The following is a 25,880-nucleotide window of genomic DNA, read 5'->3' on the forward strand; positions in this document are numbered from 1 at the left end:
GGGCGCCGGATCAGCCGGCCACGAAATCGCGCAGCGCGAACAGCACCGCGTCGGGCGCCTCGCTCATCAGCGCGTGGCCGGCCTGCACCGTCACCACCCGGGCCTGGGGCGCCTTGCCGATCAGCGTCTTGGCGGCGCGCGGCGGCGTCATCTGGTCGGCCTCGCCGAGCAGGAACAGCACCGGGCACTGCAGCTTCGCGATGGCGGTCTCGCCGTTGGCGTAGTCGTTGCAGGCCTTGAAGCCGATGTGGAACACGTTGGCATCGCGGTTGCTCGCCAGCACGCGGCGCATCAGCGCGCGCGAGCTGCCGTGCAGCCAGGTGCCCGGGCCCAGCGAGGAGGGCGGCGGCGCCATCATCGAGTGCGAGAAGGTGTTGACCATGGCGATCGCGCGCTGCGGGTCGTTGAGCGCGCCGTCGAGCAGCGCCGGCGACACCACCATCGGGTAGGCCGTGCCGACCATCGCCAGATGCGTCACGCGCTCGGGCGCGCGGGCCGCGGTCTCGAGCGCGATCAGCGAGCCGAAGCTGTGGCCGATCAGCGCCGCCTTGTCGATGCCGGCGGCATCGAGCAGCGCGATCACGAACTGCGCCGCGTCCTCCACGCTGGCCGGCGGCGGGCCTTCGCTCTTGCAGTGGCCGGGCAGGTCGATCGCCAGCACGTTCCAGCCGTGGTTGGCGAACCAGCGGCTCTGCAGGATCCACACGCTGTGGTCGTTGAGCACGCCGTGGATGAACACGACCGTGGGCTTGGCGGCATCGAAGGACTTGCCGCCGGTGTAGGCGTAGGTCGAGTGGCCGTTGACTTGGTACTGCGCCATGGCTCAGGCCCCCGCCTTTTCCGCGGCCTTGAGCGCGCGCTTGAGGTCGTCGATCAGGTCGGCCGGGTCTTCCAGGCCGATCGACAGCCGGATCGTGCCCTGGCCGATGCCGGCGCCGGCCAGCGCTTCGTCGCTCATGCGGAAGTGCGTGGTGCTGGCCGGGTGGATCACCAGGCTGCGGCAGTCGCCCACGTTGGCCAGGTGGCTGAACAGCTTCAGCGCCTCGATGAAGGCCTTGCCCTGCGCGCGGCTGCCCTTGATGTCGAAGCTGAACACCGCGCCCGCGCCGCGCGCGCCGTGGCGCAGCAGCTTCTTGGCCAGTTCGTGGCTGGGGTGCGAGGGGATCAGCGGATGGCCCACGCGCGAGACGAAGGGGTGCTCGGCCAGGAACTCGACCACCTTCTGCGTGTTGTCGATGTGGCGCTCCATGCGCAGCGGCAGGGTCTCGATGCCCTGCAGAATCAGCCAGGCGGTGTGCGGGCTCATCGAGGCGCCGAAGTCGCGCAGGCCCTCGCGGCGCGCGCGCAGCAGGAAGGCGCCGACCGTGCTTTCCTCGCTGAACACCATGTTGTGGAAGCCGTCGTAGGCCTGGCTCAGCTCGGCGAACTTGCCCGACTTCTCCCAGTCGAAGCTGCCGCCGTCGACCACCACGCCGCCGATCACGGTGCCGTGGCCCGACAGGAACTTGGTCGCCGAGTGGTAGACCAGGTCGGCACCGTGGTCGAAGGGCTTGATCAGGTAGGGCGAGGTCAGTGTCGAGTCGACCAGGAGCGGCACGCCGGCCGCATGGGCGATGTCGCTCACGGCCGGGATGTCGAGCACGTCCAGCCCCGGGTTGCCCACGGTCTCGCCGAACAGCAGCTTGGTCTCGGGCCGGATCGCGGCGCGCCAGGCGTCGAGGTCGTTGGGCTTGACGAAGGTGGTCTCGATGCCGAAGCGGCGCATCGTGTAGTGCAGCAGGTTCTGCGAGCCGCCGTACAGCGCGGTGCTGGCCACGATGTGCGAGCCGGCGCCCATCAGCGTCGCCACGCTCAGGTGCAGCGCGGCCTGGCCGCTGGCGGTGGCGATGGCGCCGATGCCGCCCTCGAGCGCCGACACGCGCTGCTCGAGCACCGCGTTGGTCGGGTTGCTGATCCGGCTGTAGACGTGGCCGGCGCGCTCGAGGTTGAACAAGGCGGCCGCGTGGTCGCTCGACTCGAAGACGAAGGAGGTCGTGAGGTGGATCGGCACGGCGCGCGCGCCGGTGGTCGGGTCGGGCGAGGCGCCGGCGTGCAGCGCGAGCGTGTCGAATCCGGGGTCGGAATAGCCTGGCATGGGTCTCCTGGGAAGTCGGTCTTGGAAGCCTGTAACGCCCGGTCACGCCTGCAGGGCGGAAGGGCGCGCACCGTGTGGTGCGATGGGCGGCTATTGTGAGCCAGATGGGCTATATTCAAAACGCAACCGGCCCCTGTCAGAAGAGGATGATTCCGAGGTAAATACGATGAAAGTCAGCGACATCCTGCGTGTGAAGGGCAACACGCTCTATACCGTGACCCCCGACGAGCCCCTGGCCGACGCCGTGACCACGATGGCCGAGAAGGACATCGGTTCGCTGGTCGTGATGGAACATGGCGACCTGGTGGGCATGCTCACCTTCCGCGAGGTCATCGCCGCCATCGTGCGCAACGGCGGCCAGATCGGCGGCTCGCTGGTCCGCAAGGCCATGGACGATGCCCCCGTCACCTGCACCGCCGAGACCGACCTCGACGAGATCCGCCGCATCATGCTGGACCGGCACGCGCGCTACATGCCGGTCATGGACCAGCGCATGCTGATGGGCGTGATCAGCTTCTACGACGTGGCCAAGGCCGTGGTCGACAGCCAGAACTTCGAGAACAAGATGCTCAAGGCCTACATCCGCGACTGGCCTGCCGAGGACGAAGGCAGCGGAAGCTGAGTTCCACCATGAGCGACAGCGCGGAAGCCATCGCCCGCGACATCGCTGCCGTGGCGCGCATCAGCGCCGTTCCGTCGCTGCTGCGCCTGATCTGCCAGAACACCGGCATGGGCTTTGCCGCGGTCGCCCGCGTGACCGACGGCACTTGGACCGCCTGCGCGGTGCAGGACAACATCCGCTTCGGGCTGCTGCCCGGCGGCCAGCTCGACGTCGAGACCACGCTGTGCAGCGAGTCGCGCGCCGCCCGGCGGCCTGTGGTGATCGACCACGCGAGCCTGGACCCGGTCTACCGCGACCACCACACGCCGCGCATCTACCAGATCGAGAGCTACATCTCGGTGCCCATCATTCGGCCCGACGGCACCTACTTCGGCAACCTGTGCGCCATCGATCCGCGCCCGGCCGTGGTGTCGGACCCGCGCACGGTCACCATGTTCACGGTCTTCGCCGACCTGATCGCGCTGCAGCTGGAAAGCGAGGACCGCCAGGTCGCGACCGAATCGGCGCTGGTCGATGCGCGCGCCACGGCCGAGCTGCGCGAGCAGTTCATCGCGGTGCTGGGGCACGACCTGCGCAATCCGCTGGCCGCGGTCGGTGCCGCGGCCGAGGTGCTGGTGCGCAGCAAGCCCGGGACCGATGTGGTGCGCATCGGCGAGCGGTTGCGCACGACGACTCGGCGCATGTCGCGGCTGATCGACGACGTGCTCGATTTCGCGCGGGGCCGGCTCGGTTCGGGCATGGGCCTGAACTTCGAGCGGGTGGACGACCTCGGCGCCGCGCTGAAGGATGTGGTGTCCGAACTGCGCGAAGCCAATCCGCACCGGGCCGTGAGCGAGCACATCGCGGTGGACATCGCGGTGCACTGCGACCGCGGCCGCCTGCAGCAGCTGCTGTCGAACCTGCTGGGCAACGCGCTGACCTATGGCGCGGTCGACCGGCCGGTGAACGTGCGCGTCGACATCGAGCAGGACGTGCTGGTGCTGGCCGTGTCGAACCATGGCGAGCCGATCCGGGCCGAGGACCTGTCGCGGGTGTTCGAGCCCTACTGGCGCCCGCGCAGCAGCGTGCCGGGCGGCGGCCTCGGGCTGGGCCTCTACATCTGTTCGCAGATCGTGCTGGCGCATGACGGCGAGCTGCAGGTGGCGTCCTCGGCCGAACACGGCACCTGTTTCACCGCGCGGCTGCCGGTGTCCGGCCCGGCCGCGCTCGGCTGAGCGCCGGGCGTTCAGCGGGCGATCACCACTTCATCTCGCCCTTGGCGACCTTCGCCCCCAGTTCCAGCGACGAGGTCTCGCGAAGCGCCGGGTAGCGCTTCTTCATGGCGGCGACCAGCGCGCCCGAGTCCTGGGCCTTCGCGGTCTCGGCATCGAAGGCGCGGATGTAGCCGGCGGTGAAGCGCGCCGCCTGCAGCGGCGTCGACGCGCCGGCCAGGAAGTGGCCCGGCACCACGGTCTTCGGCTTCAGGCCGTCGATGATCTTGAGCGTGGCCAGCCAGTCGGCATGCGACTTCGGGGTCTGGGTGTCGGCCATCCACACATGCAGGTTGTTGGCCAGCACGACGCCGCCGACCACCGCCTTGAGCGAGGGAATCCAGACGAAGCTGCGCTCCGGCTGCGGTCCCTTCAGGCCCATGACCTGCAGCGTCTGGCCCTCGAGCGTCAGGCGGTCGCCTTCGAGCACCTCGGGCACCAGCGTGGCCTTGGGCGCATCGGCGCCCAGCTTCGGGCCCCAGAAGGCGAGCTTGCCGGCGGCGGTCTCGCGGATGTGGGCCACGGTCTGCGGCGTGGCGAGCACGCGCGCGTCTGGGAAGGCGGCCTTGACCGTCTCGAGGCCGAAGTAGTAGTCGGGGTCGCCATGGCTGATACAGATGGTCGTGAGCTTCTTGCCGCTGGCGCGGATCTTCTCGACCACCTCGCGTGCCTGCGCGGCGCCGAACTGGGCGTCGACCAGCACGGCCTCGGACTGGCCGGTGACCAGCACCGAGGAGACCGGGAAGAGGGCCTTGTCGCCCGGGTTGTAGACCTCGAGTTGGAGGGCGGCCGCAAGGGCCGGAGCGGCGAGGCTCAGGGCGGCGAGCAGCGCGAACAGGGGGCGGGCGAAAGGAAGGCGAAGCATCTGGATTTCCGACGAGTGACAGGAAATCCGAGCGTAGTTGTCCGAGATCCAATGAAAAATGGCGGAATCGCGTTCGGTCTGTTTCTGAAACCGGTCGAATCAAGGGGCTGGACCGCGTGCGATCCCGCCCCCTTGTCGATCAAGCCGCCGTGTCGAGCGCGACCAGCGCCGCCCCCGGGAAGTGCGCGAAGAGTGCGCCCATCGGCAGCGCGCCATCGCGCACGGTCAGCACCTCGCCCGTGAGCACGTTGCGCAGGCGCGCACCCTCGGGCCAGCCCTGCAGCCGCAGCACCGTGTCGCCCCAGACCGCCTCGCCCAGCGGCAGCCACTGCGCCGCCGCGTGTTCGGGCGCGGCCCATTCGACGTCGCTCGACAGCCTGGCGAACAGCCGGCCCGCGACCACCACCAGCGCCCGGCCCTCGTGCCGGCGCGTGAAGGCCAGCACATGCTCGGCGCGCGCGCCTTCGGCCGCGAGCGCGGTGTAGTCGCCGTCGCGGAACAGGGCCGGGTCGGCGCGGCGCAGCGCCAGCAGGCGCCACAGCACCCAGAGCTTGGCGCCGCCGTCGTGCGGCGCGGCCGCCAGCGCGTGCGCGCCCTCGGCCTTTTGCGGCGACTGGGTCAGCGCCGTCAGCCGGTCCAGCCAGCCCACGCGCGCCGGGTAGTCGACCGGGCGCCGGTTGTCGGGGTCGACCAGGCTCAGGTCGGTGAGCTCGTTGCCCTGGTAGAGGTCGGGCACGCCCGGCGAGCCGTACTTGACCAGCGTCATCGACAGGCTGTTGAGCGCGCCGAACCAGGCCAGCGTGCGGCCCAGGGCCTGCAGGTCGTCGAGGAAGGGGTTGCCGTCGGTGCGCGCGAGGATGCGGTCGACGAAGCCGGTCAGCGCATCCTCGTAGGGCTGGTCGGTGAAGACCCAGCTGGTGTGGACCTTGGACTCGCGCGCGGCCTTGAGCATGTAGGTCTGGATGCGCTCGACGTAGCCGGCGCGCGCCTCGGCCGTGAGCCCGCCCGCGGGCAGCGTGCCCAGCAGCGTCTGGTAGAGCAGGTACTCGTCGGCGGCCGATGGCGCAGGTGCGGCTTCGTCCTGCCGGTTCATCGCGCGCCAGCGCCGCAGCGCGAGCCGCCAGGTGGCCGGCAGTTCCGAGAGCACGTCGATGCGCGTGCGCACGTCCTCCGAACGCTTGTTGTCGTGCGTCGAGGTGGCCAGCATGGTGTGCGGCCAGCGCGCGGCGCGGTCGGCGCTGGCGGCGTGGAAGTCGGCCACCGTCATGCCGAAGTGCGCGGGCTCGCCGCCGACCTCGTTGAGCGAGCTCAGCGGGAAGTAGCGGTAGAAAGCGGTGTCCTCCACGCCCTTGGCCGTGACCGGCGCGCTGAACTGCTGGAAGCGGATCGCCAGCCGCAGCGCGCGGGCGCGCAGCGATTCGTGCGCATCGGGCACGGTCTCGCCCAGCAGCGTGAGCCGCAGGAAGTCGAAGACCGAACCGTCGGCATCGCGGCTGCGGCGGCGCGCCTCGTCGACCGCGCGGTCGATGTAGTGGCGGTCCTGCGCGGAGGGCGCCTCCAGGATGTAGCTGCGGTAGACCGGCAGGCAGGCCGCCACCTCCGACAGCGCGCGGCGCAGCGTGTTGAGCGTGTAGTCGCGGGTGCGGCGGTCGGCGCGCGCGATGCGCAGCAACTCGCTCGACAGCACGTTGAGTTCCGACGACAGCGCGTTGCGCATGATGGCGCGCTTGCCCTCGTAGGCCAGCTCCTCGAAGGGCTGCAGCACGCCGGTGAAGCTGCGCCAGATGCGCGCGAAGCGTTCGGCGGCGGCGGTGTCGACCAGCACGCCGTTGACCACGGTCGCGAAGCGGTAGCCGGTGGTGCCGTGGATCGCCCACTGCACCGGCACCTCTTCCTGCGAAGCCGCGATCTTCTCGGCCACCACGTAGAGCGGCCGCGCGGGCCGGCCCTGGGCATCGGGCCCGGGCAGCACCAGGCCGGCGCGGCGCGCGTAGCCCTGCTGCAAGCGGTCGAAGTACTGGGCCGGGTCGTAGAGGCCGTCAGGGTGGTCGATGCGCAGGCCGTCGACCGCGCCCGCGGCCGCCAGGTCCAGCGCCATGCCCTGCGTGGCCTCGAACACCGGCTCGCGCTCGATGCGCAGGGCCGCGAGTTCGTTGATGTCGAAGAAGCGCCGGTAGTTGATCTCGTCGGCCGCCACGCGCCAGTAGGCGACGCGGTAGGCCTGGGCATCGAGCAGGTCGTGCAGCGCATCGCGTTCGGCCGGCGCGTTGAGGTCGGCCACCGCGGCGGCGATGGCCTGCGCCACGTCGAGCTGGCGCGTCACCAGCCGGGCCAGCCGGCTCTTGAGCAGTTCCTTGTCGCGCGCGCGTTCGGCCACGGCTTCGGGCTCGGGCGCCTCGCGGGCCGGCAGGTGGCCGAAGGAGGTCGCGATGCTCGCCAGGCTGTCGGCCAGGTCGGGGTCGCCCAGCCGGGCCTGGGCACGCTCGAGCACGCGCGGGTAGGTCTCGGGCGCGAGCGGCAGCCGGTGTTCGTGGTAGCGCAGCGCCAGGCTGCCGCTGTCGGCATCGAAGGCCAGCGCCAGTTCGCCGCGCGCCAGCACGTCGCCGTAGTGGTCGCCCAGCACCGGCACCAGCACCTTGCCGTGCAGCTCGGCATTGAGCGGCTGCCAGTCGATGTCGAAGTGCTGCGCATAGAGCGAGGCGGGGCCGTTCTCGAGCACGTCCATCCACCAGGCGTTGTCGGCGCCCAGCACGCCCATGTGGTTGGGCACCAGGTCGAGCAGCTGGCCCATGCCCTGCGCGCGCAGCGCGGCGGTGAAGCGCTCGAAGCCCTCCGGGCCGCCGAGCTCGGGGTTGATCTGGTCGTGCGCCACCACGTCGTAGCCGTGCATGCTGCCCGGCCGCGCGCGCTGGATGGGCGAGCAGTAGACATGGCTCACGCCCAGCCGCGCCAGGTAGGGCAGCACCGCGATCGCGTGGTCGAAGGTGAAGTCCTTGTGGAACTGCAGCCGGTAGGTGGCGCGCGGCACCAGCGTCTCGACCCCGCGGCGCGCGGTGGGCGCGCGGGCCGGGTGCGGGCGCACCGTCTCGAGCGTCTTGAACAGCCGCAGTGCGTTCTCGTCGGCGGCGAGCTGCTGCAGGTCGAGCGTGAGCTTGCGCTGCCAGTTTGGGTGGGCGTCGGTGGTGCCGGGCATGTTGGCCTGATCGAGCTGGCCGATCACGTCCTCCAGCTGGACCATCATCACCTGCGAAGGCGTGCCGGCCAGGAAGGCGTGCAGCGCCGCCACGGTCTCGGGCGCCAGCGCCTGCGCGCCCGTGGCTTCGGCCACCGCATCGGGCGTCAGCAGGCCCGCGCGCTGCACCGCGAGCAGCAGGCGCACGCGCTCCTGGGCGCGGTCGAACAACTGCTGCTCGAACAGCGCCTGGTTCGGGAACAGGCCCAGCGCGAGCCGCAGCCGCAGGTCGTGGCCGGCCCACCAGCCGGTGAGGGTGGCCAGGTCGTGGGTGCTGATCGCCACCAGCGCATGGCGCGGGTAGGCGGCCGGGGCCTTGAATTCGCCGTCGGCACCGCGTTCGAAATACATCAGCCGGTACGACAGCACCTCGAAGCGGGCCAGCGCGCCGCGCATCTCCTCGGCCACCGTGCCCAGGTCCTCGCCGATCACCATGCATTGCGCGCGCTGGCTCTCGATCGCCACCACGGCCAGCATCTCGTGCAGCGCGTAGTGCACATAGGCGCCGTCGTGCGGCGTCCTGCCCGGCGGAATCCAGAACAGGCGCAGCAGGCCCATCACATGGTCGATGCGCAGCGCGCCGGCACCCTGCATGTTGGCGCGCAGCGTCTCGATGAAGAAGCGGTAGCCGCCGGCGCGCAGCTTGTCCGGCCGCAGCGGCGGCAGGCCCCAGCCCTGGCCGTTGGGGTTGAACTCGTCGGGCGGCGCGCCCACGCTCGCGCCATGGGCGAAAGTGTCGGCTTGGCACCAGGCGTCGGAGCCCGCGCGGTCGACCGACACCGCGAGGTCCAGGTAGAGGCCGACTGCCATGCCCAGCGCCGCGCACTGGTCGCTCGCGCGCTGGAGCTGGCGGGCCGCCTGCCATTGCAGGTATTCGAAGAAGCCGATGCGGCCCGGCTGCGTTTCGGCGAAGCGCGCGACCTCGGGCGAGGCCGGGTCGTGGTAGGCCTCGGGCCACACGGGCCAGCCCCAGACCGATGCATCGGTCTCGTGGAAATGCGCCTGCAGCGCCTCGAACAGCGCATGGCGGCGCAGGGCCTCGCCGCGTTCGGCGCGGAAGGCCTCGAAGGCCGCCGCGGTGGCGCTGCGGCCGCTGCGCTGCTGGGCGCGGAAATGCGCGTGCAGCAATTCGAGCACTTCGAACTTGGCGGCCGCGACACCGGGGTAGTCGACCAGCGGCGCTTCGCGCAGCGCGGCCAGCCGGGCCTGGAAATCGGGCGATTGCACCAGCCGCTGCGCGGGTTCGCAGTCGCGGAATTCCTCCACCGCCTCGACGTCGATGTAGAGCACGTCCAGCATCAGCCGCGACGAGGGGCTGTAGGGGCTGGCGTGCGCCGGGTTGTGCGGGAACAGCGCATGCAGCGGGTTCAGGCCGATGATGCCGGCGCCGCGCGGCGCGACCTGCTGCGCGAGCTGCGCCAGGTCGCTGAAGTCGCCGATGCCCCAGTTGCGCGGCGAGCGCAGCGCATAGAGCTGCACGGCCGGGCCCCAGACGCGGCCGTCGCCTTCCAGCGCGGGCGGGCGGTAGCAGTGGGGCGGCGCGGCCAGCAGCAGCGTTTCGCCGGCCAGGCCCGCGATGGCCAGGCGGTGATAGCCCACGGGCAGCGCGGCGTGGATCGTCAGTTGCCGCTCGCAGATCGCCACGCCGTCGATCTCCGTGCGCCGGCCTTCGGGCAGCGCATGCAGGTCGATGCGCCCGTGGTGCGGCGTGCCGTCTTCGGCGCGCACCGCCCAGGTGGCTTCGGGCCATGCCGCGGGCACGCGCACCGTGACCGACCAGCCGCTGCGGCCGGCATCGATGGCCACCGCCGGCGGCATCGCCTCGCGCCAAGCCTGCGCCTCGACCTGCTGCAGGCTCTCGTGCGGCAGCGCCGCCGCGTCGATGCCGAAGCTGCCGAGCAGCGCGACCAGGTTGGCCGGCGCCACCACATGGCGGTGGCCGAAGATGTCGTGGTAGTCGGTCGCGATGCCGAAATGGGCGCACAGGCGCTGCAGCGCGTCGTGCTCGCCCTGCGGGGCCTGCGTGGCGTGGGGGTGGGCGTCAGACAAGCGGTTTCTCCTCGAGGGTCACGCACACGGCGCCGGGCTGAAGCGGGCCCGAGCCGGCGTCGATGCCGCAGGCATAGAGCAAGTCTCCGGCCAGCGGGGCGGCTTCGGTGGGCTGCGGGCCGAAATGGGCCAGCAGCTGGAGACGGGCGGTGGTGCCGGGCGCGGCGCCACCGACCGTCCATTCGACGCGCAGCGCCGCGCCGTCGCGCCAGAAGCGCCCGCCATGGTGCTGGCCGGCCAGCCGCGGCACCAGGCGGTCGCGGCGCAGCGTCAGCAGTTCTTGCACGTGGGCGAGCATCTCGGCGTGGGGGCCGGTCTCGCGCTCCTCCCATTTCAGCTTCGAGGCGAGGAAGCTGGCTTCCGCGTTCGGATCGGGAATGCGCGCCCGCGCGGCCTCGTCCTTGAAGGCCGCGAAGCCGCCGAACTCGGCGCGCCGGCCTTCGGACACCGCGGCCGCGAGCTCGGGGCCGAAGTCGCAGAAGTAGAGGAAGGGCGTCGACGCCGCGTATTCCTCGCCCATGAAGAGCATCGGCGTGTGCGGCGACAGCAGCAGGCAGGCGTAGGCGGCGCGCAGCAGCACCGGGTCGGCCAGCATCGCGATGCGGTCGCCGAAGGCGCGGTTGCCGACCTGGTCGTGCGTCTGCAGGAAGGACACGAAGGCCGCCAGCGGCAGTTGGTCGCTCGGTTCGCCGCGGCGCTCGCCGTGGCGGAAGGGCGAGGGCTGGCCCTGGTAGACGAAGCCCTGCGCCAGCGCGAGGCCGAAGCTTCCGACCGCGTCGTCCGCATAGTCGGCGTAGTAGCCGTCGCGCTCGCCGGTGGTCAGCACATGGGCCGCATGGTGCAGGTCGTCGTTCCACTGCGCGGTGGCGCACAGCGGCGCATGGTCGGCGCCGCGCTCGAGGTAGTGGGCGCCGTTGGCGTCGTTCTCCAGCACCACGTGGATCAGGCGCTCGCGGCCCGGTCCGTCGCGCAACGCGGCGCAGATCTCGCTCACGATGTCCGGCGTGGAGTCGTCACGGATCGCGTGCACCGCGTCCATGCGCAGGCCGTCGAAGCGGAACTCCTCGACCCAGTAGAGCGCGTTGTGCACGAAGAAGTCGCGCACGGTGCGCGCCTGCTCGCCGTCGTAGTTGATGGCCGCGCCCCAGGGCGTCTGGTGCGCGGGGTTGAAGAAGGCCGGGCTGCCCGCGTGCAGGTAGTTGCCTTCGGGGCCGAAGTGGTTGTAGACCACGTCGATCAGCACCATCAGTTCCAGCGCATGGGCCGCGTCGACCAAGGCCTTGAGCTCGTCGGGCGTGCCGTAGGCCGCATCGGGCGCGAACAGCAGCACGCCGTCGTAGCCCCAGCCGCGCGCACCCGGGAAGTCGGCCACCGGCATGAGTTCGATCACGGTGAAGCCCAGCGCTGCGAGTTCGGGCAGGCGCGCGCGCGCCGCGGCGAAGGTGCCTTCGGGCGTGAAGGTGCCGATGTGCAGTTCGTAGATCGCGGCCTCGGTCCAGGGCCGGCCGCGCCAGGCGTCGTCGCGCCATGCATAGGTGGACGGGTCCACCACCTCGCTGGCCTCGTGCACGTCGTCGGGGTTGCGGCGCGAGGCCGGATCGGGCACGGCCGTGCCGTCGGGCAGGCGGAAGCGGTAGCGGTCGCCGGGCGCGGCCGCGGCCACGTCGAGCGCGTGCCAACCGCCGTCCTCGCGTGCCATGGGCAGCACCTCGTCGCCGCGTTCGAGCGCAACGCGCTCATGGCCGGGGGCCCAGTAGCGGAAGCGCACGCCTCCGCCGGCAATGGGGGTGGCGCCGAAAGGCATGGCGTGGAGGTGGTTCATGGGGTTTTCTGGAGGGGTCGGCTCAGCAGCACCAGCGACCGGCAGTGCAGGGTCAGGCTCGGGGTGTCGAGCGGAGAGTGCGCTTCGGTGAGCGCGTCATGGGTGGTGTCGAGCACGACCTGCCAGCGGCCGCCGTCGTCGACCGGCAGCACGAAATCGAGGTGCTCGTGGTGGGCGTTGAACAGCAGGAAGAAGTCGTCGTCCTCCAGCGCCTCGCCGCGCGTGCCCACGTCGGCGATGCCGCGGCCCGACATGAACATGCCGATGCAGCGCGCGTTGCCGTCGTTCCAGTCGTCGGGCTTCATCTCCTGGCCGTCGGGCCGGTACCAGACCAGGTCCTTGGCCTCGGCGCCGTCGAGCGGCGCGCCGCGGAAGAAGCTGCGCCGGCCGAAGGACGGGTGGCGGCGGCGGAAATGCACCAGGTGGCGGGTGAAGTCGCGCAGCGCCTCGCGTTCGGCGTCGAGCTTCCAGTCGATCCAGCCCAGCGCGTTGTCCTGGCAGTAGACGTTGTTGTTGCCGTCCTGCGTGTGGCCGGACTCGTCGCCGGCCAGCAGCATCGGCACGCCCTGCGACAGCAGCAGCGTGGCCAGCATGTTGCGCTTCTGGCGCGCGCGCAGGGTGCGCACTTCCGGGTCGTCGGTGGGGCCCTCGACGCCGCAGTTCCACGACACGTTGTTGCTGTTGCCGTCGCGGTTGCCTTCGCCGTTGGCCTCGTTGTGCTTGTCGTTGTACGACACCAGGTCCTGCAGGGTGAAGCCGTCGTGCGCGGTGATGAAGTTGATGCTCGCGTGCGGCTGCTTGCCCGACCAGCCGTACAGGTCCTGCGAGCCGGTCAGGCGCTTGGCCACCTCGCCCAGCAGGCCGCCGTCGCCCTTCCAGTAGCCGCGCATGCTGTCGCGGTACTGGTCGTTCCATTCGGCCCAGCCCAGCGGGAAGTTGCCCACCTGGTAGCCGCCGTGGCCCAGGTCCCAGGGCTCGGCGATCAGCTTGACGCGGTTGAGCACCGGGTCCTGGCGGATCGCGTCGAAGAAGCCGCCCAGGTTCTCCACCTTGCCCGCCTCGCGCGCCAGCGCCGAGGCCAGGTCGAAGCGGAAGCCGTCGACGTGCATCTCCTCGACCCAGTAGCGCAGCGAGTCCATCACCAGCTGCAGCGCGCGCGGGTGCTCGAGGTTGACGGTGTTGCCGCAGCCGGTGAAGTCGTCGTAGTAGCGCCGGTTCTCCGCGTTGACGATGTAGTAGGACGCGTTGTCCACGCCGCGCAGCGACAGCGTGGGGCCCAGCTGGTTGCCTTCGCAGCTGTGGTTGTAGACCACGTCGAGGATCACCTCGATGCCCGCCGAGTGCAGCGTCTTCACCATGGTCTTGAATTCCTTGACCTTGCGCGAGGCGCTGTAACGCATCTCGGGGGCGAAGAAACCCAGCGTGTTGTAGCCCCAGTAGTTCTGCAGGCCGTTCTCGACCAGGTGGCGGTCGTTGAGGTAGCTGTGCACCGGCAGCAGCTCGACCGTGGTCACGCCCAGGCGCTGCAGGTAGTCGATCACCGGGGCGGTGGCCAGCGCCGCGTAGGTGCCGCGCAGCTCGGGCGGCACCGCGGGATGCTGCATGGTGAAGCCGCGCACATGCATCTCGTAGATCACCATGTCCTGGCGCGCGATCTTCGGCCGGCGGTCCTCGCCCCAGGTGAAGGCGGTCTCGAGCACCCGGCCCTTGGGCATCAGCGCGGCGCTGTCGCGGCGGTCGAAGGACAGGTCCTCGCGCTTGCTGCCGATGGTGTAGCCGTAGAGCGCGTCGCCCCAGCGCAGCTTGCCGACCAGGTCCTTCGCATACGGGTCGATCAGCAGCTTGTTCGGGTTGAAGCGGTGGCCTTCCTCGGGCTTGTAGGGGCCGTGCACCCGGTAGCCGTAGGCCATGCCGGGACGCGCCTCGGGCAGGTAGCAGTGCCAGACGTCGTCGGTGCGCTCGCGCATCACGATGCGCTGCAGCTCGTGGCGGCCGGTGTCGTCGAACAGGCAGAGCTCGACCTTCTGCGCATGCTGGGAGAAGAGGGCGAAGTTCACGCCCTCGCCGTCCCAGGTGGCGCCGCGCGGGTAGGCGGTGCCGGGCCACACGACGTGGATCGGATTGACGGATTTCATGGAAGCGGTGCCTGGCGGAAAGAAAAGACGATGGAAACGCGGGCGCCGCGCGCGCGGCTCAAGGCAGCTTGTCGCGCTTGTCGCCCAGCCGGTCGGCGCGGTCCTTGAGCGACTGGCCGCGGCGCGGCCACCACTCCTCGATGCGCTCGGCGGCCCAGTCCTTGCCGCCCAGGCCGAAGGCCAGCGCGATGGCGAACACCACGCCGCCCAGCAGGATCAGGAAGCTCTCGCGGATGATGTCGCCGCCGACCTTGATCTGGTCGAGCGCGATCAGCACCACGAAGGCCAGCACCGCGTACTGCGCGAGCTTGCCCAGGAGCAGCGCGTCCTGCATCTTCACGTTGCGGCAGTAGGTGGTCACGGTGTCGCCGATGAAGCGCGCGAAGTAGGAACCGAAGGCCAGCACCAGCAGCGCCACGAACACGTTGGGCACGAACCAGACCACGCGGCCCAGCAGGTCGGTGATGTAGGTCAGGCCCAGGCCGTTGAAGGCGATCAGCAGCGCGGCCAGGATCACCAGCCAGTACACCAGCACGCCGAAGACGGTGGTGGTGTCGCCGGCCATGCCGCCCTGGCGCAGGAAGCCGTCGAGGCCCGAGCGTTCGGTCAGCACGTTGAAGTTGATCGCGCGCAGCGCCTTGACGACCGCGAAGCGCGCCACCTTGGCCAGCAGCCAGCCCGCGATGATCACCACCACCGCGATCAGCAGCCGGGGCAGGAAGGCGCCGATCTGGAACAGGATGGCCCGCACGGGCTCCAGGTGAATGCCGAAATTTTCCATGGTGTGTCTCTCCGGTGCCGGGGCGTGGATGTTCTTCAGTTCAATGCTTGCGTTCGACCAGCGCCAGGATGCCCTGCAACGGCACCTGCACCCAGTCGAGGCGGTTGTCGAGCTCGTAGCGCAGCTCGTACATCGCCTTCTCGAACTCGAAGAGCGCGAGCAGGCGGGTGGCCGATTCGGCCGTCTGCGCGGCGCCGCCCTGCGCCATGCGGGCGGTGTAGGCCGCGAGGAAGGCCTCGCGCGTCTCCGCCTCCCAGTCGCGCGCCGCGGGCTCCAGCCGCGCCAGCTCGTCGGCGCTCTGCGCCACCCGGCGCAGCGCCGACCAGCGCGCATAGTTGAAGGAACGCACCATGCCGGCCACGTCGCGCAGCGCCGAGCTGCGCTGGCGGCGCTCCTCGAAGCTGCGGGCGGGCTCGCCCTCGAAATCGATGATCAGGAAGTCGTTGCGCGAGACCAGCACTTGGCCCAGGTGGTAGTCGCCGTGGTAGCGGGTCTTGAGGCCGGTCTGCCCGTCGAGCGGGAAGTCGGCCACGCGGGCCCGCACTTCCGAGGCGCGCGCCAGCAGGCGCTTGGCCTCGTCCTGCAGTTCGGGCGGCAGGTCGGCCAGGCGCTCGGCCAGGCGGTCGAGCGTGCGGCCCGCGCCTTCGGCGGCGCGTTCGCGCCAGCCGATCACGTCTTCCGTGGTCATCGGCTCGGGGTCGAAGGCCGGGTTGCCGGTGCGCTTCGACAGCGCCAGGTGCAGCTCGGCCGTGCGCTCGCCCAGCGTGTGCATCAGCGACAGGAAGCCGCCGTGCACGTCGGCCGGCTGCGGCGCGTCCATGGTGCGCAGGGCTTCGAGGTAGCGCTCGAGGTAGCTCAGCGTGTAGTCCCAGCCGTCGCCCTGGTTGGGCACGAAGGCCTGGACCATCGCCAGCGTCATGGTGCTGCCGTCGTCGGCCATGTATTCCAGCGCGCCGGCCACCGGCACGCAGTTCGGGTACTTCGCGACCTCGGTCAGGAAGCGGCCCATCTCGAGTTCGGGGTTGATGCCCGCGCGCAGCCGGCGGTAGCCCTTGAGGAACAGGCTCTCGCCCAGCGTCACCACGGTGTTGCTGCTCTGCGCGGTCGGCGCGGTGACGGGCAGCGACGCCACGTCGTCGCCGGCCAGGCTCGCGAAAGCCGCGGTGTGGCTGAAGCGCAGCTTGCCGCCGGCGGTCGCCAGCTCGGTGCCACGGCCCATGGCCTCGACCAGCGAACGGCAGAAGCTCTCGTCGAAGAAGGCATCGGCCATCACGCCCACGTTGGCCTGCTGGCGCACCTTGGCGACCGGGCAGGCCATCAGGGCCTTGAGGCGTTCTTCCTCGCTGTCTTCCCAGGCCAGGGCCAGCGGCATGAAGTAGGTGGCGGCCTCGGCCGGGCCGTCGAGGTCGAGCAGCGGCAGCATCCAGCTGCGGCCGTCGACCTCCCACACCGCCTGGTCGCGCATCCGCGCACGCAGGATGGCCGTGCCCTTGGAGGCGTACCAGCGCTGGGTCTCGACATGGCGCGGCAGCGTCTCGGTCTCGAGCTGCAGCCGCATGCGCTCGGCCATGCCGATGCGCCAGGGCATCACGCGGTCGCGGAAGAAGCTGGTCCAGCCGTCGAACAGCACCAGCACCGCGCGGTCCTGCAGCGGCGTGCCTTCCTGGTGCCAGCTGGGCATCGGCGCCTCGGCCGAGAGCCGGAACCAGTAGAAGCCGTGCGAGGGCAGCGTGAGCAGGTAGGGCAGTTCGCCGATCGGCGGGAAGGGCGTCTTGCCCAGCATCTCGACCGGCACCCGGCCCTTGAAGGCCGACAGGTCGAGCTCGACCGGCTGCGCGGTGCGCGACAGGTTGAACACCGTGAGGATGGTGTCGTCCTCGTGCTCGCTGAGGTAGGCCAGGATCTTGCGGTTGCCCGGCTTGAGGAAGCGGCGCTGGCCGCGGCCGAAGGCGCGGCTGGTCTTGCGCACCGCCAGCATGCGCTTGGTCCAGTTGAGCAGCGAGCTGGCTTCGCGCGATTGGGTCTCGACGTTGAGCGCCTCGTAGCCGTACATCGCATCCATGATGGGCTGCAGGTACAGGCTCTGCGGGTCGGCGCGCGAGAAGCCGGCGTTGCGGTCAGGGCTCCACTGCATGGGCGTGCGCACGCCGTTGCGGTCGCCCACGAACACGTTGTCGCCCATGCCGATCTCGTCGCCGTAGTAGATGATGGGCGAACCCGGCATCGACAGCAGCATGCTGTTCATCAGCTTGATGCGGTCGTTGTCGTTCTCCATCAGCGGCGCGAGGCGGCGCCGGATGCCCAGGTTGATGCGCGCGCGCGGATCGGCGGCGTACATGCGGTACATGTAGTCGCGCTCCTTGCTGGTCACCATCTCGAGCGTGAGCTCGTCGTGGTTGCGCAGGAAGATGGCCCACTGGCAGCCGTCGGGGATGTCGGGCGTCTGCTGCAGGATCTCGATGATCGGGTCGCGGTCTTCCTGCGCGATCGCCATGTACATGCGCGGCATCAGCGGGAAGTGGTAGGCCATGTGGCATTCGTCGCCGTTGCCGAAGTACTCGCGCACGTCCTCCGGCCACATGTTGGCCTCGGCCAGCAGGAAGCGGTTGGTGTACTCGGCGTCGATCGCGGCGCGCAGCTGCTTGATCACCGCATGCGTCTCGGGCAGGTTCTCGTTGCTGGTGCCGTCGCGCTCGACCAGGTAGGGAATGGCATCGAGCCGGAAGCCGTCGACACCCATGTCGAGCCAGAAGCGCATCGTCTTGAGGATGGCCTCCATCACCGCCGGGTTGTCGAAGTTGAGGTCGGGCTGGTGGCTGAAGAAGCGGTGCCAGAAGTACTGCTTGGCCACCGGGTCCCAGGTCCAGTTCGAGGTCTCGGTGTCGGTGAAGATGATCCGCGTGCCCTGATAGATCTGGTCGGTGTCGCTCCACACGTAGAAGTTGCGCTCGGGCGATCCGGGGGGCGCGAGCCGCGCGGCCTTGAACCACGGGTGCTCGTTCGAGGTGTGGTTGATCACCAGCTCGGTGATCACGCGCAGGCCGCGCGCATGGGCGGCGTCGAGCATCTCCTTGAAGTCCTCGATCGTGCCGTACTGCGGGTGCACGTTCTCGTACTCGGAGATGTCGTAGCCGTCGTCGCGCAGCGGCGAGGGATAGAAGGGCATCAGCCAGATGGTGTTGACGCCCAGCTCCTTGACATAGTCGAGCTTCGCGGTCACGCCCTTGAAGTCGCCCATACCGTCGTTGTTGCTGTCGAAGAAGGCCTTGACGTTGAGCTGGTAGATGACCGCATCGCGGTACCACTGCGGGTCATGGCTGGTGTCGATCTCCGGCGTTTCCAGCGTGAGGGCGGGCAGGGTGGGCGAGGGTGCGTTCAGTGCCATGGCGCGTCTTTCTGCTTCTTCTTCGGGAAGGTCAAAGGAAGTACTCGAAATCGTTCTCGTCGCGGGTGCGACGCCGCACGCGCAGCACGTGGGCCGGCGTGTGCTGCGGGTCGAGCTGCACGTAGTGCCACTCGCCCTGCCAGAGGAAGCGCTGGTCGCTCAGCAGGTCGTGCACCTGGAAGGACTGGCCGGCCGGCACGCCGATCGATTCGGGCGTGAGGCCGATCCAGCCCGACTGCGTCTGGTGCGGGTCGAGGTTGACCACCGTGACCACCACGTTGCTGCCGTCGTCCGAGGACTTGGCATAGGCCAGCAGCTGGTTGTTCTCCACCGGCAGGAAGCGCAGCGTGGCGTTGGTCTGCAGCGCCGGGTTGTCGCGGCGGATGCGGTTGAGCCGCCCGATGAAGGGCGCCAGGCTGTGCGGCATCTCGGTGCGCCAGTGGCGCAGCTGGTACTTCTCGGAGTCGAGGTACTCCTCGCTGCCCGGGTTGCGCGGCAGGTGCTCCAGCAGCTCGTAGGCCGGGCCGTAGATGCCGTAGTTGGCGGCCAGCGTGGCGGCCAGCGTGAGCCGCAGCCGGAACATCGGCGCCTCGCCGCTCTGCAGCTGCTCGTGCAGGATGTCGGGCGTGTTGGGCCAGGCGTTGGGCCGGAAGTACTCGTGGCCCGGCGAACTCGACAGCTCGGTGAAGTAGGCCGTGAGTTCTTCCTTGCTGTTGCGCCAAGTGAAGTAGGTGTAGGACTGCGAAAAGCCCAGCTTGGCCAGCCGGTGCATCACCTTGGGCCGGGTGAAGGCCTCGGCCAGGAACAGCACCTCGGGGTGCTCGCGCTTGATCTCCGAGATCGCCCATTCCCAGAAGGGGAAGGCCTTGGTGTGCGGGTTGTCGACCCGGAAGATCGAGACACCTTCGCCGATCCAGTGGTCGATCACGCTCTTGAGCTCGGTCCACAGCCCCTGCCAGTCGTCGCACTCGAAGTTGAAGGGGTAGATGTCCTGGTATTTCTTCGGCGGGTTCTCGGCGTACTGCACCGTGCCGTCGGGCCGCCAGCGGAACCAGCCCGGGTGCTGCTTGACGTAGGGATGGTCGGGCGCGCACTGGAAGGCGATGTCGAGCGCGATCTCCAGGCCGTGCCTGCCGGCCTCGGCCACCAGGTGGCGGAAATCCTCGGGCGTGCCGAGCGCGGGCAGGATGTGCTTGTGCCCGCCTTCCTCCGAGCCGATGGCCCAGGGGCTGCCGACGTCGTCGGGCTCGGTCACCAGCGCGTTGTTCTTGCCCTTGCGGTCGATCCGGCCGATCGGGTGGATGGGCGGGAAGTACAGCACGTCGAAGCCCATGCGCGCGATCGCGGGCAGCCGGGCCTCGACATCGGCGAAGGTGCCGTGCTGGCCCAGTTCGGTGCCCGCCGAGCGCGGGAACAGTTCGTACCAGCTGCTGAAGCGGGCCCGCTCGCGGTCCACCACCAGCGACAGCTCGGCGCCGTAGCGGGCTTCGAAGCGGCGGTCGGGGTATTTGCCGGCCAGCGTCTCGAGCGCCGGGTCGAGGGCCAGTGCCTTGAGGCGCGGGCCGTCGATGGCGCGGTCGGTCGCGGCCTTGGCCAGTTCGGCGGCAGCCCGCGCGAGCGCCTGCGCGTCTTCGCCGGTGGCGCGTGCACCGGCCGCCGCGATCTCGAGCGCGCCGACCTGCGCCGCGATGCGGATGTCGGCCTCGTCCACGCGCCGCGTCAGTTCATGGTGCCACGATGCGAAGCCGTCGACCCAGGCCAGCACCGTGTAGACGTAGCGACCCGGCACCGGCGGCACGAAGCCGCCATGCCAGACGTCGTTGTTGCTCAGCGTCATCGGCGTCTCGTGCACCGTGGTCTCGCCCTCGCGCCACCATTGCAGCAGCACCCGCAGCACGTCGTGGCCGTCGGTGAAGCAGTGGGCCGTGACCTCGAAGGCTTCCCCCGCGATGCGCTTGACGGCGAAGCGGCCGCCATCGACGGACGGCAGCACCGCGTCGACCACGGCGCGCACGCGCCCCTCCTTGGGCATGCCATGCGGCAGCGACAGCAGGGCCGCGACCTGGGTCTGCGGCATCGGCGGCGCGGCCGGGATGGCGGTGTCGGCCGCGGTGGGCGCGGCCGGTGCGGCGGCGGGTTGGAGGGACTTCGGGGTCTTGGGGGGCTGGGAACTCTTAGGCATGGGGCACGTGCTTGAGGATCAGGGTGGACAGGGGCGGCAGCGTGAGGTTGAGCGAGTGATGGCGGCCGTGCGCGGGCAGGGGCGAGGTCTGGGCGCCGCCCAGGTTGCCCCAGCCCGCGCCGCCGTAGTCGCGGGCGTCGCTGTTGAGCAGCTCCTGCCATTCGCCGGCCAGCGGCACGCCCACCGTGTAGTTGGTGCGCGGCAGCGGCGTGAGGTTGCACAGCACCAGCACCGGCGCGCCGTCCCTGGCCTTGCGCAGGAAGGCGAACACGCTGCGCTGTGCATCGTCGGCCTCGACCCACTCGAAGCCCTCGGGCGAGAAGTCGAGCTCGTACAGCGCGGGCTCGGCCTTGTAGACGCGGTTGAGTTCGCGCACGAAATGCTGCAGGCCGCCGTGGCCTTCGGTGCCCGCGACCCACCATTCGAGTTCGCCGTCGTGCGTCCACTCGCGGCGCTGGCCGAACTCGCCGCCCATGAACAGCAGCTTCTTGCCCGGGTGCGCCCACATCAGGCCGAACAGCGCGCGCAGGTTGGCGAACTGCTGCCAGCTGTCGCCGGGCATCTTGTTGATCAGCGAGCCCTTGCCGTGCACCACCTCGTCGTGCGAGAGCGGCAGCACGAAGTTCTCGTTGAAGGCATAGACCAGCGAGAAGGTCAGCTGGTGGTGGTGGTGCCGGCGGTGCACCGGGTCCTTGGCGAAGTAGGCCAGGGTGTCGTGCATCCAGCCCATGTTCCACTTCATGCCGAAGCCCAGGCCGCCCATGTCGGTGGGCCGCGACACGTTGGGCCAGGCGGTCGATTCCTCGGCCACCGAGACGGTGTCGGGGTGTGCGCGGTAGACGGCGCGGTTGAGGTCGCGCAGGAACTCGACCGCCTCGAGGTTCTCGCGGCCGCCGTCCTTGTTGGGGATCCACTCGCCGGGCTGGCGCGCGTAGTCGAGGTAGAGCATCGAGGCCACGGCGTCGACGCGCAGGCCGTCGAGGTGGTAGCGATCGAGCCAGAACAGCGCCGAGGAGATCAGGAAGCTGCGCACCTCGTTGCGGCCGTAGTTGAAGATGCTCGAGTTCCATTCGGGATGGAAGCCCTGGCGCGGGTCTTCGTGCTCGAACAAGTGGGTGCCGTCGAACACCGAGAGCCCGTGCGCATCGGTCGGGAAGTGCGAGGGCACCCAGTCGAGCAGCACGCCGATGCCGCGGCTGTGCAGGTGGTCGACGAAGGCCATGAAGTCCTGCGGCGTGCCGTAGCGCGCCGTGGGCGCGAAGTAGCCGGTGGTCTGGTAGCCCCAGGATCCGTAGAAGGGATGCTCGGTCACGGGCATCAGCTCGACGTGGGTGAAGCCCAGGTCGACCACATAGGCCGCCAGTCGCTCGGCGAGCTCGCGCCAGCCCAGCATCTCGCCGCCCTGGCGCTGCCAGGAGCCGGGGTGCAATTCGTAGACCGACATCGGCGCATCGAGCGCATTCTTCGGGCCGCGCTGCTGCATCCAGTCGGCGTCGTTCCATGCGTAGTCGTCGATCGACCAGACGCGCGAGCCGGTGGCCGGCGGGTGCTCGGCATAGAAGGCGAAGGGGTCGGCCTTGTCGACCGAGTGGCCATTGCGGTCGAACACGCGGTACTTGTAGACCGCGCCTTGCACCGCGTCGGGCGAGAAGCCTTCCCAGATGCCGCTGCCGTCGGGGCGTGGCGCGAGCCGCAGCGCGGTGTCGTTCCAGCCGTTCCAGTCGGCCACCACGGACACGCCGCGCGCGTTGGGCGCCCAGACCGCGAAGGTCGCGCCGCCCTCGGGCTGCAGCTGGCAACCCATGGCACGGTGCATCTCTGCATGCGTGCCTTCACGGAATAGCCAGACGTCCTGCTCGCTCAGGCGTGGGGATGGGGTGTGCACGGGTGGAATCCTCCTGCGCGGGCGGGTCCGGCGAATTCCGGCGGCGCCCTTGCGACAACGTTCATTGAACCGTATGCCCGACCCGGATTGGGCCGCCGAGCGCCCTTTGCCTTGTCGGACAGGAGCTATGTTGCACCTTTCATGCCATTGTCAAAACCGCGGGCGCGGACCCGCGCTGGGTCTCAGCCGCGCAGTCGGTTGGCGCTGGTCACCGCGTCGTTGTACTTCTTGACCATGTCGTTGAAGGACTTGGCGGTCTTGGCCTGCTTCATCGTGCGGTAGGTGCCGATGAAGGAGACCAGCGACGAGCCGGTGCTCTCATGCGCCGAATCGGGGCGGGGCTCCTTGTCCTTGGCCGCGGCATAGAGCTCGCGCTGTTCGGCCAGGGTCTTGTCGAGCGAGGCCACGATCGCATCGGCGGCCTGGTACTTGGCCGGGTCGCGGATGTCGGATTCGCTGTCGAACAGCGACACCACCTCCTCGGCCTGCTGCAGGCCCAGCTTGGTGTTGTAGCCCAGCATGTCGCCCGAGGCCTTGAGCTTGGCCAGCATGGCCGCGCTGCGCTTCTTCTCCTCGGTGCCCAGCACGGCGCTGAAGCTCTTCATGCTGGCGGTGCTCTTGTCGAAGGCGGTGCGCACCTCGGCGTCCTGCGCCTTGCCCTTGGCCAGGTCGTCTTCCTGGTAGGCCTTGGAGCTGTAGTAGACCTCGAGCGCCTTGAGCTGGGTCACGAGCTTGCCGAGATCGCCGATCAGCACATCGGCGCTCTGGTCCAGTGCGCCGAGTTCGGAGGCGGGGAGTGCGCGGGCCTTTTTCAGTTGCTCGAGCGAGATGTCGACCCAGCCGGCGCTGATCGAGAGGTTCTCGGTCGCCTTGCGCTTGGGAATGTTGAGCTTGAGGTAGCGCTCGTGGGTCTCGGGCAGGCCGAAGGTGCCGATGAGCTTGTTGTAGCCCTGCGTGTAGCCGTTGAGCTTGGCGCTGGTCGCCTGGCCGGTGTCCACGTTGCTGGCCGCCGACTTGACCTTGTCCCCGACCGCCGAAGCCGCCGCGCTCACGCTCGACGCAGCGTCGCCGGCCTTGCCGCAGGCGCTCAGCGCGAGCACCGCGCAGGTGGTGGCGGCGGCGATCCAGAGCTTCTGGCTGTGCGTGCGGGTCTTTGTCTTGCTGTGCATTGTTGTATGTCCAAAGAGGTAGGGAGAAGGCTTGGTAACTTAATGCATCACCGCGCCCCGCGTTGCAGGACAGGACCGCAGATGTAAAGCGGGGTGACGCGGGCTTTACCGGGGACCGTCGAAGGACGATACTGTATGAAAATACAGTATCCATCATGTCCGACGCCTTCATCCCCCTGTATGCCCTCAAGGGCCGCGGCGCGGCCAGCCGCCTGGCCCACCGCTTCGAGCGCGACGTGCGCGACGCCTACGACGACGGCTGGGGCACGCTCGACGAAACCGCGGCCGATGCATGGCTGCCGCTGCAGACCGAGGTGCGCTTCGAAAACGTGAAGTCGGTGCTCAGCGAGAACGATTCGCCCGACATCCCCTTCGACCGCTCGCTCAATCCCTACCGCGGCTGCGAGCACGGCTGCATCTACTGCTTCGCCCGGCCCACCCACAGCTACCTCAACCTCTCGCCCGGCCTGGACTTCGAGACCAAGCTGATCGCCAAGCGCAACGTGGCCGAGGTGCTGCGCGCCGAACTGGGCCGCAAGGGCTACCGGCCCAGCCAGATCGCGATCGGCACCGCGACCGACTGCTACCAGCCGATCGAGCGCGAGCTGCGCCTGACCCGCGCGGTGATCGAGGTGCTGCAGGAAACCCGCCACCCCTTCGGCCTGGTCACCAAGTCCAGCGCGGTCGAGCACGACCTGGACCTGATCGCGCCCATGGCGGCCGAGCACCTGGCCGCGGTCTACGTGACCGTCACCACGCTCGACGGCGCGCTGGCCCGCAAGCTGGAGCCGCGCGCCGCCTCGCCGCAGCGGCGGCTGCGCACCATCCGCACCCTGGCCGAGGCCGGCGTGCCCGTGGGCGTGAGCGTGGCGCCGCAGATCCCCTTCATCACCGACGACATGGAGAAGGTGCTCGAGGCCGCCTGGGAGGCGGGCGCGCGCTGCGCCTTCTACACGGTGGTGCGGCTGCCCTGGGAGGTGGCGCCGCTGTTCAAGCAGTGGCTGGAGCTGCACTACCCCGACCGCGCGGCGCGCGTGATGGCGCGCATCCGCGAGATGCGCGGCGGCAAGGACTACGACGCCGACTTCGCCACCCGCATGAAGGGCAGCGGCCTGTGGGCCGACCTGATCCGCCAGCGCTTCGAGAAAGCGACGAATCGCATCGGCTTCAACCGCCAGCGCATCCCGCTGGACCTGGGCGCCTTCCGGCCGCCGGGGGCGGCGGGGCAGGGCAGCCTGTTCTGAAGAAAGGATCAGATGCTGCGCAGGTTCACGCGCTGCGACAGCGCCGCCGCGCTCTCGCGCCGTTCGCTGTAGCGGTCGACCAGGTAGTCCGCGCAGTCGCGCGTGAGCAGCGTGAACTTGAGCAGCTCCTCCATCACGTCGACCACGCGGTCGTGGTAGGGCGAGGGCTTCATGCGGCCGTCGGCCTCGAATTCCAGATGCGCCTTGGCCACCGAGGACTGGTTGGGGATCGTGATCATGCGCATCCAGCGCCCCAGCACGCGCAGCTGGTTCACGGCGTTGAAGGACTGCGAACCCCCGGACACCTGCATCACCGCGAGCGTCTTGCCCTGCGTGGGCCGCACCGCGCCGATGGACAGCGGGATCCAGTCGATCTGCGCCTTCATCAGGCCGGTCATCGCGCCATGCCGCTCGGGCGAGCACCAGACCATGCCCTCGCTCCACTGCACCAGCTCGCGCAGCTCCTGCACCTTGGGATGGTCCTCGGGCGCGCCGTCGGGCAGCGGCAGGCCGTGCGGGTCGTAGGTGCGCGTCTCGGCCCCCATGGCCTGCAGCAGGCGCGCCGCCTCCTCGGTCACGAGCCGGCTGTACGAGCGCTCGCGCAGCGAGCCGTAGAGCAGCAGGATGCGCGGCGCATGCGTGGCGCGCGCCGGCGGCGGCAAGCGCTGCGGGTCCGGCCGCTGGAGGAATTCAAGGCTTGGCGACACGCTGGCCCTTCGCATCGACCACGGCCTCGCCGTCTTCCTTGGAGAACGCGCCCTGCTGGGGCTGCGGCAGGATGTCGAGCACCGCTTCGGACGGGCGGCACAGGCGGGTGGCCTTCGGCGTCACCACGATCGGGCGCTGGATCAGGATCGGGTGCTGCAGCATGAAGCCGACGATCTGCGCGTCGGTCCAGGTCGGGTCGGCCAGGCCGAGTTCGGCAAAAGGCTTCTCCTTCTGGCGCAGCAGCTCGCGTGCCGTGATGCCCATGGCCGCGATCAGGCCTTCGAGCGTGGCGCGGTCGGGCGGGTTCTTCAGGTACTCGATGACCGTGGGTTCCTCGCCGGAGTTGCGGATCAGCGCGAGCACGTTGCGCGAGGTGCCGCAGGACGGGTTGTGGTAGATCGTGATGTCGCTCATGGT

16 protein-coding genes are annotated in these 25,880 nt (G+C 69.7%); 3 read left to right on the plus strand and 13 right to left on the minus strand.

Annotated features, from left to right (window positions below; all coding sequences use genetic code 11):
* Positions 1 to 10: 10 nt before the first annotated feature.
* Positions 11 to 820, minus strand: a complete 810-nt coding sequence (locus QTI20_RS02335) for an alpha/beta fold hydrolase (RefSeq protein WP_286550512.1) — start codon at positions 818 to 820, stop codon at positions 11 to 13.
* Positions 821 to 823: 3 nt separating this feature from the next.
* Complete coding sequence (locus QTI20_RS02340; RefSeq protein ID WP_183023094.1) at positions 824 to 2,134, minus strand: O-acetylhomoserine aminocarboxypropyltransferase; 1,311 nt, start codon at positions 2,132 to 2,134, stop codon at positions 824 to 826.
* 166 nt (positions 2,135 to 2,300) lie between these two features.
* On the opposite strand from QTI20_RS02340, the gene QTI20_RS02345 reads away from it, so the two are divergent.
* On the plus strand, positions 2,301 to 2,756 hold the full coding sequence (locus tag QTI20_RS02345; RefSeq protein WP_183023095.1) for a CBS domain-containing protein: 456 nt from the start codon (positions 2,301 to 2,303) through the stop codon (positions 2,754 to 2,756).
* An 8-nt stretch (positions 2,757 to 2,764) separates the two neighbouring features.
* Positions 2,765 to 3,970 (plus strand): GAF domain-containing sensor histidine kinase, encoded by a 1,206-nt coding sequence (locus tag QTI20_RS02350; protein ID WP_286550511.1) that lies wholly within the window; start codon positions 2,765 to 2,767, stop codon positions 3,968 to 3,970.
* 22 nt (positions 3,971 to 3,992) lie between these two features.
* Here the strand turns inward: QTI20_RS02350 and QTI20_RS02355 are convergent, their stop codons facing one another.
* The 9 genes from QTI20_RS02355 to QTI20_RS02395 all read right to left on the minus strand — a co-directional run bounded on the left by QTI20_RS02355 (position 3,993) and on the right by QTI20_RS02395 (position 23,511).
* On the minus strand, positions 3,993 to 4,871 hold the full coding sequence (locus QTI20_RS02355) for an MBL fold metallo-hydrolase (RefSeq protein ID WP_286550510.1): 879 nt from the start codon (positions 4,869 to 4,871) through the stop codon (positions 3,993 to 3,995).
* A 139-nt stretch (positions 4,872 to 5,010) separates the two neighbouring features.
* The gene (locus tag QTI20_RS02360) at positions 5,011 to 10,152 is read right to left on the minus strand and encodes a malto-oligosyltrehalose synthase (RefSeq protein ID WP_286550509.1); all 5,142 of its coding nucleotides are present in this window, start codon (positions 10,150 to 10,152) and stop codon (positions 5,011 to 5,013) included.
* The gene (treZ, locus tag QTI20_RS02365; RefSeq protein ID WP_286550508.1) at positions 10,145 to 11,974 is read right to left on the minus strand and encodes a malto-oligosyltrehalose trehalohydrolase; all 1,830 of its coding nucleotides are present in this window, start codon (positions 11,972 to 11,974) and stop codon (positions 10,145 to 10,147) included. The genes QTI20_RS02360 and treZ overlap by 8 nt, the downstream gene beginning before the upstream one ends.
* Positions 11,971 to 14,109, minus strand: coding sequence for a glycogen debranching protein GlgX (gene glgX, locus QTI20_RS02370; RefSeq protein WP_286550507.1), 2,139 nt, complete (start codon positions 14,107 to 14,109; stop codon positions 11,971 to 11,973). The genes treZ and glgX overlap by 4 nt, the downstream gene beginning before the upstream one ends.
* A 58-nt stretch (positions 14,110 to 14,167) precedes the next feature.
* Positions 14,168 to 14,890 carry a mechanosensitive ion channel family protein gene (locus QTI20_RS02375; RefSeq protein ID WP_286550506.1) on the minus strand — a complete coding sequence of 241 codons (723 nt, stop codon included), beginning with the start codon at positions 14,888 to 14,890 and terminating at the stop codon, positions 14,168 to 14,170.
* 40 nt (positions 14,891 to 14,930) lie between these two features.
* A complete protein-coding gene (gene treS, locus QTI20_RS02380; protein ID WP_286550505.1) occupies positions 14,931 to 18,275 on the minus strand; it encodes a maltose alpha-D-glucosyltransferase in 3,345 nt (1,114 codons plus the stop codon).
* A gap of 31 nt (positions 18,276 to 18,306) precedes the next feature.
* Positions 18,307 to 20,352 carry an alpha-1,4-glucan--maltose-1-phosphate maltosyltransferase gene (locus QTI20_RS02385; protein ID WP_503011388.1) on the minus strand — a complete coding sequence of 682 codons (2,046 nt, stop codon included), beginning with the start codon at positions 20,350 to 20,352 and terminating at the stop codon, positions 18,307 to 18,309.
* Between the two features lie 97 nt (positions 20,353 to 20,449).
* Positions 20,450 to 22,342, minus strand: coding sequence for a 1,4-alpha-glucan branching protein GlgB (gene glgB / locus QTI20_RS02390; protein WP_286550504.1), 1,893 nt, complete (start codon positions 22,340 to 22,342; stop codon positions 20,450 to 20,452).
* 182 nt (positions 22,343 to 22,524) lie between these two features.
* A complete protein-coding gene (locus QTI20_RS02395) occupies positions 22,525 to 23,511 on the minus strand; it encodes a DUF3829 domain-containing protein (RefSeq protein ID WP_286550503.1) in 987 nt (328 codons plus the stop codon).
* Positions 23,512 to 23,666: 155 nt separating this feature from the next.
* Here QTI20_RS02395 and QTI20_RS02400 point away from each other — a divergent pair, with 155 nt between their 5' ends.
* Positions 23,667 to 24,755, plus strand: a complete 1,089-nt coding sequence (locus tag QTI20_RS02400) for a PA0069 family radical SAM protein (RefSeq protein WP_286550502.1) — start codon at positions 23,667 to 23,669, stop codon at positions 24,753 to 24,755.
* An 8-nt stretch (positions 24,756 to 24,763) separates the two neighbouring features.
* Here QTI20_RS02400 and arsH read toward each other — a convergent pair whose 3' ends face one another.
* A complete protein-coding gene (gene arsH / locus QTI20_RS02405) occupies positions 24,764 to 25,477 on the minus strand; it encodes an arsenical resistance protein ArsH (RefSeq protein WP_286550501.1) in 714 nt (237 codons plus the stop codon).
* Positions 25,446 to 25,877, minus strand: a complete 432-nt coding sequence (gene arsC / locus QTI20_RS02410; protein ID WP_286550500.1) for an arsenate reductase (glutaredoxin) — start codon at positions 25,875 to 25,877, stop codon at positions 25,446 to 25,448. The genes arsH and arsC overlap by 32 nt, the downstream gene beginning before the upstream one ends.
* Positions 25,878 to 25,880 lie beyond the last annotated feature (3 nt).

It is taken from the genome of Variovorax sp. J2P1-31 (assembly GCF_030317215.1).
In the GTDB taxonomy this organism is placed as follows: Bacteria; Pseudomonadota; Gammaproteobacteria; order Burkholderiales; family Burkholderiaceae_C; genus Variovorax.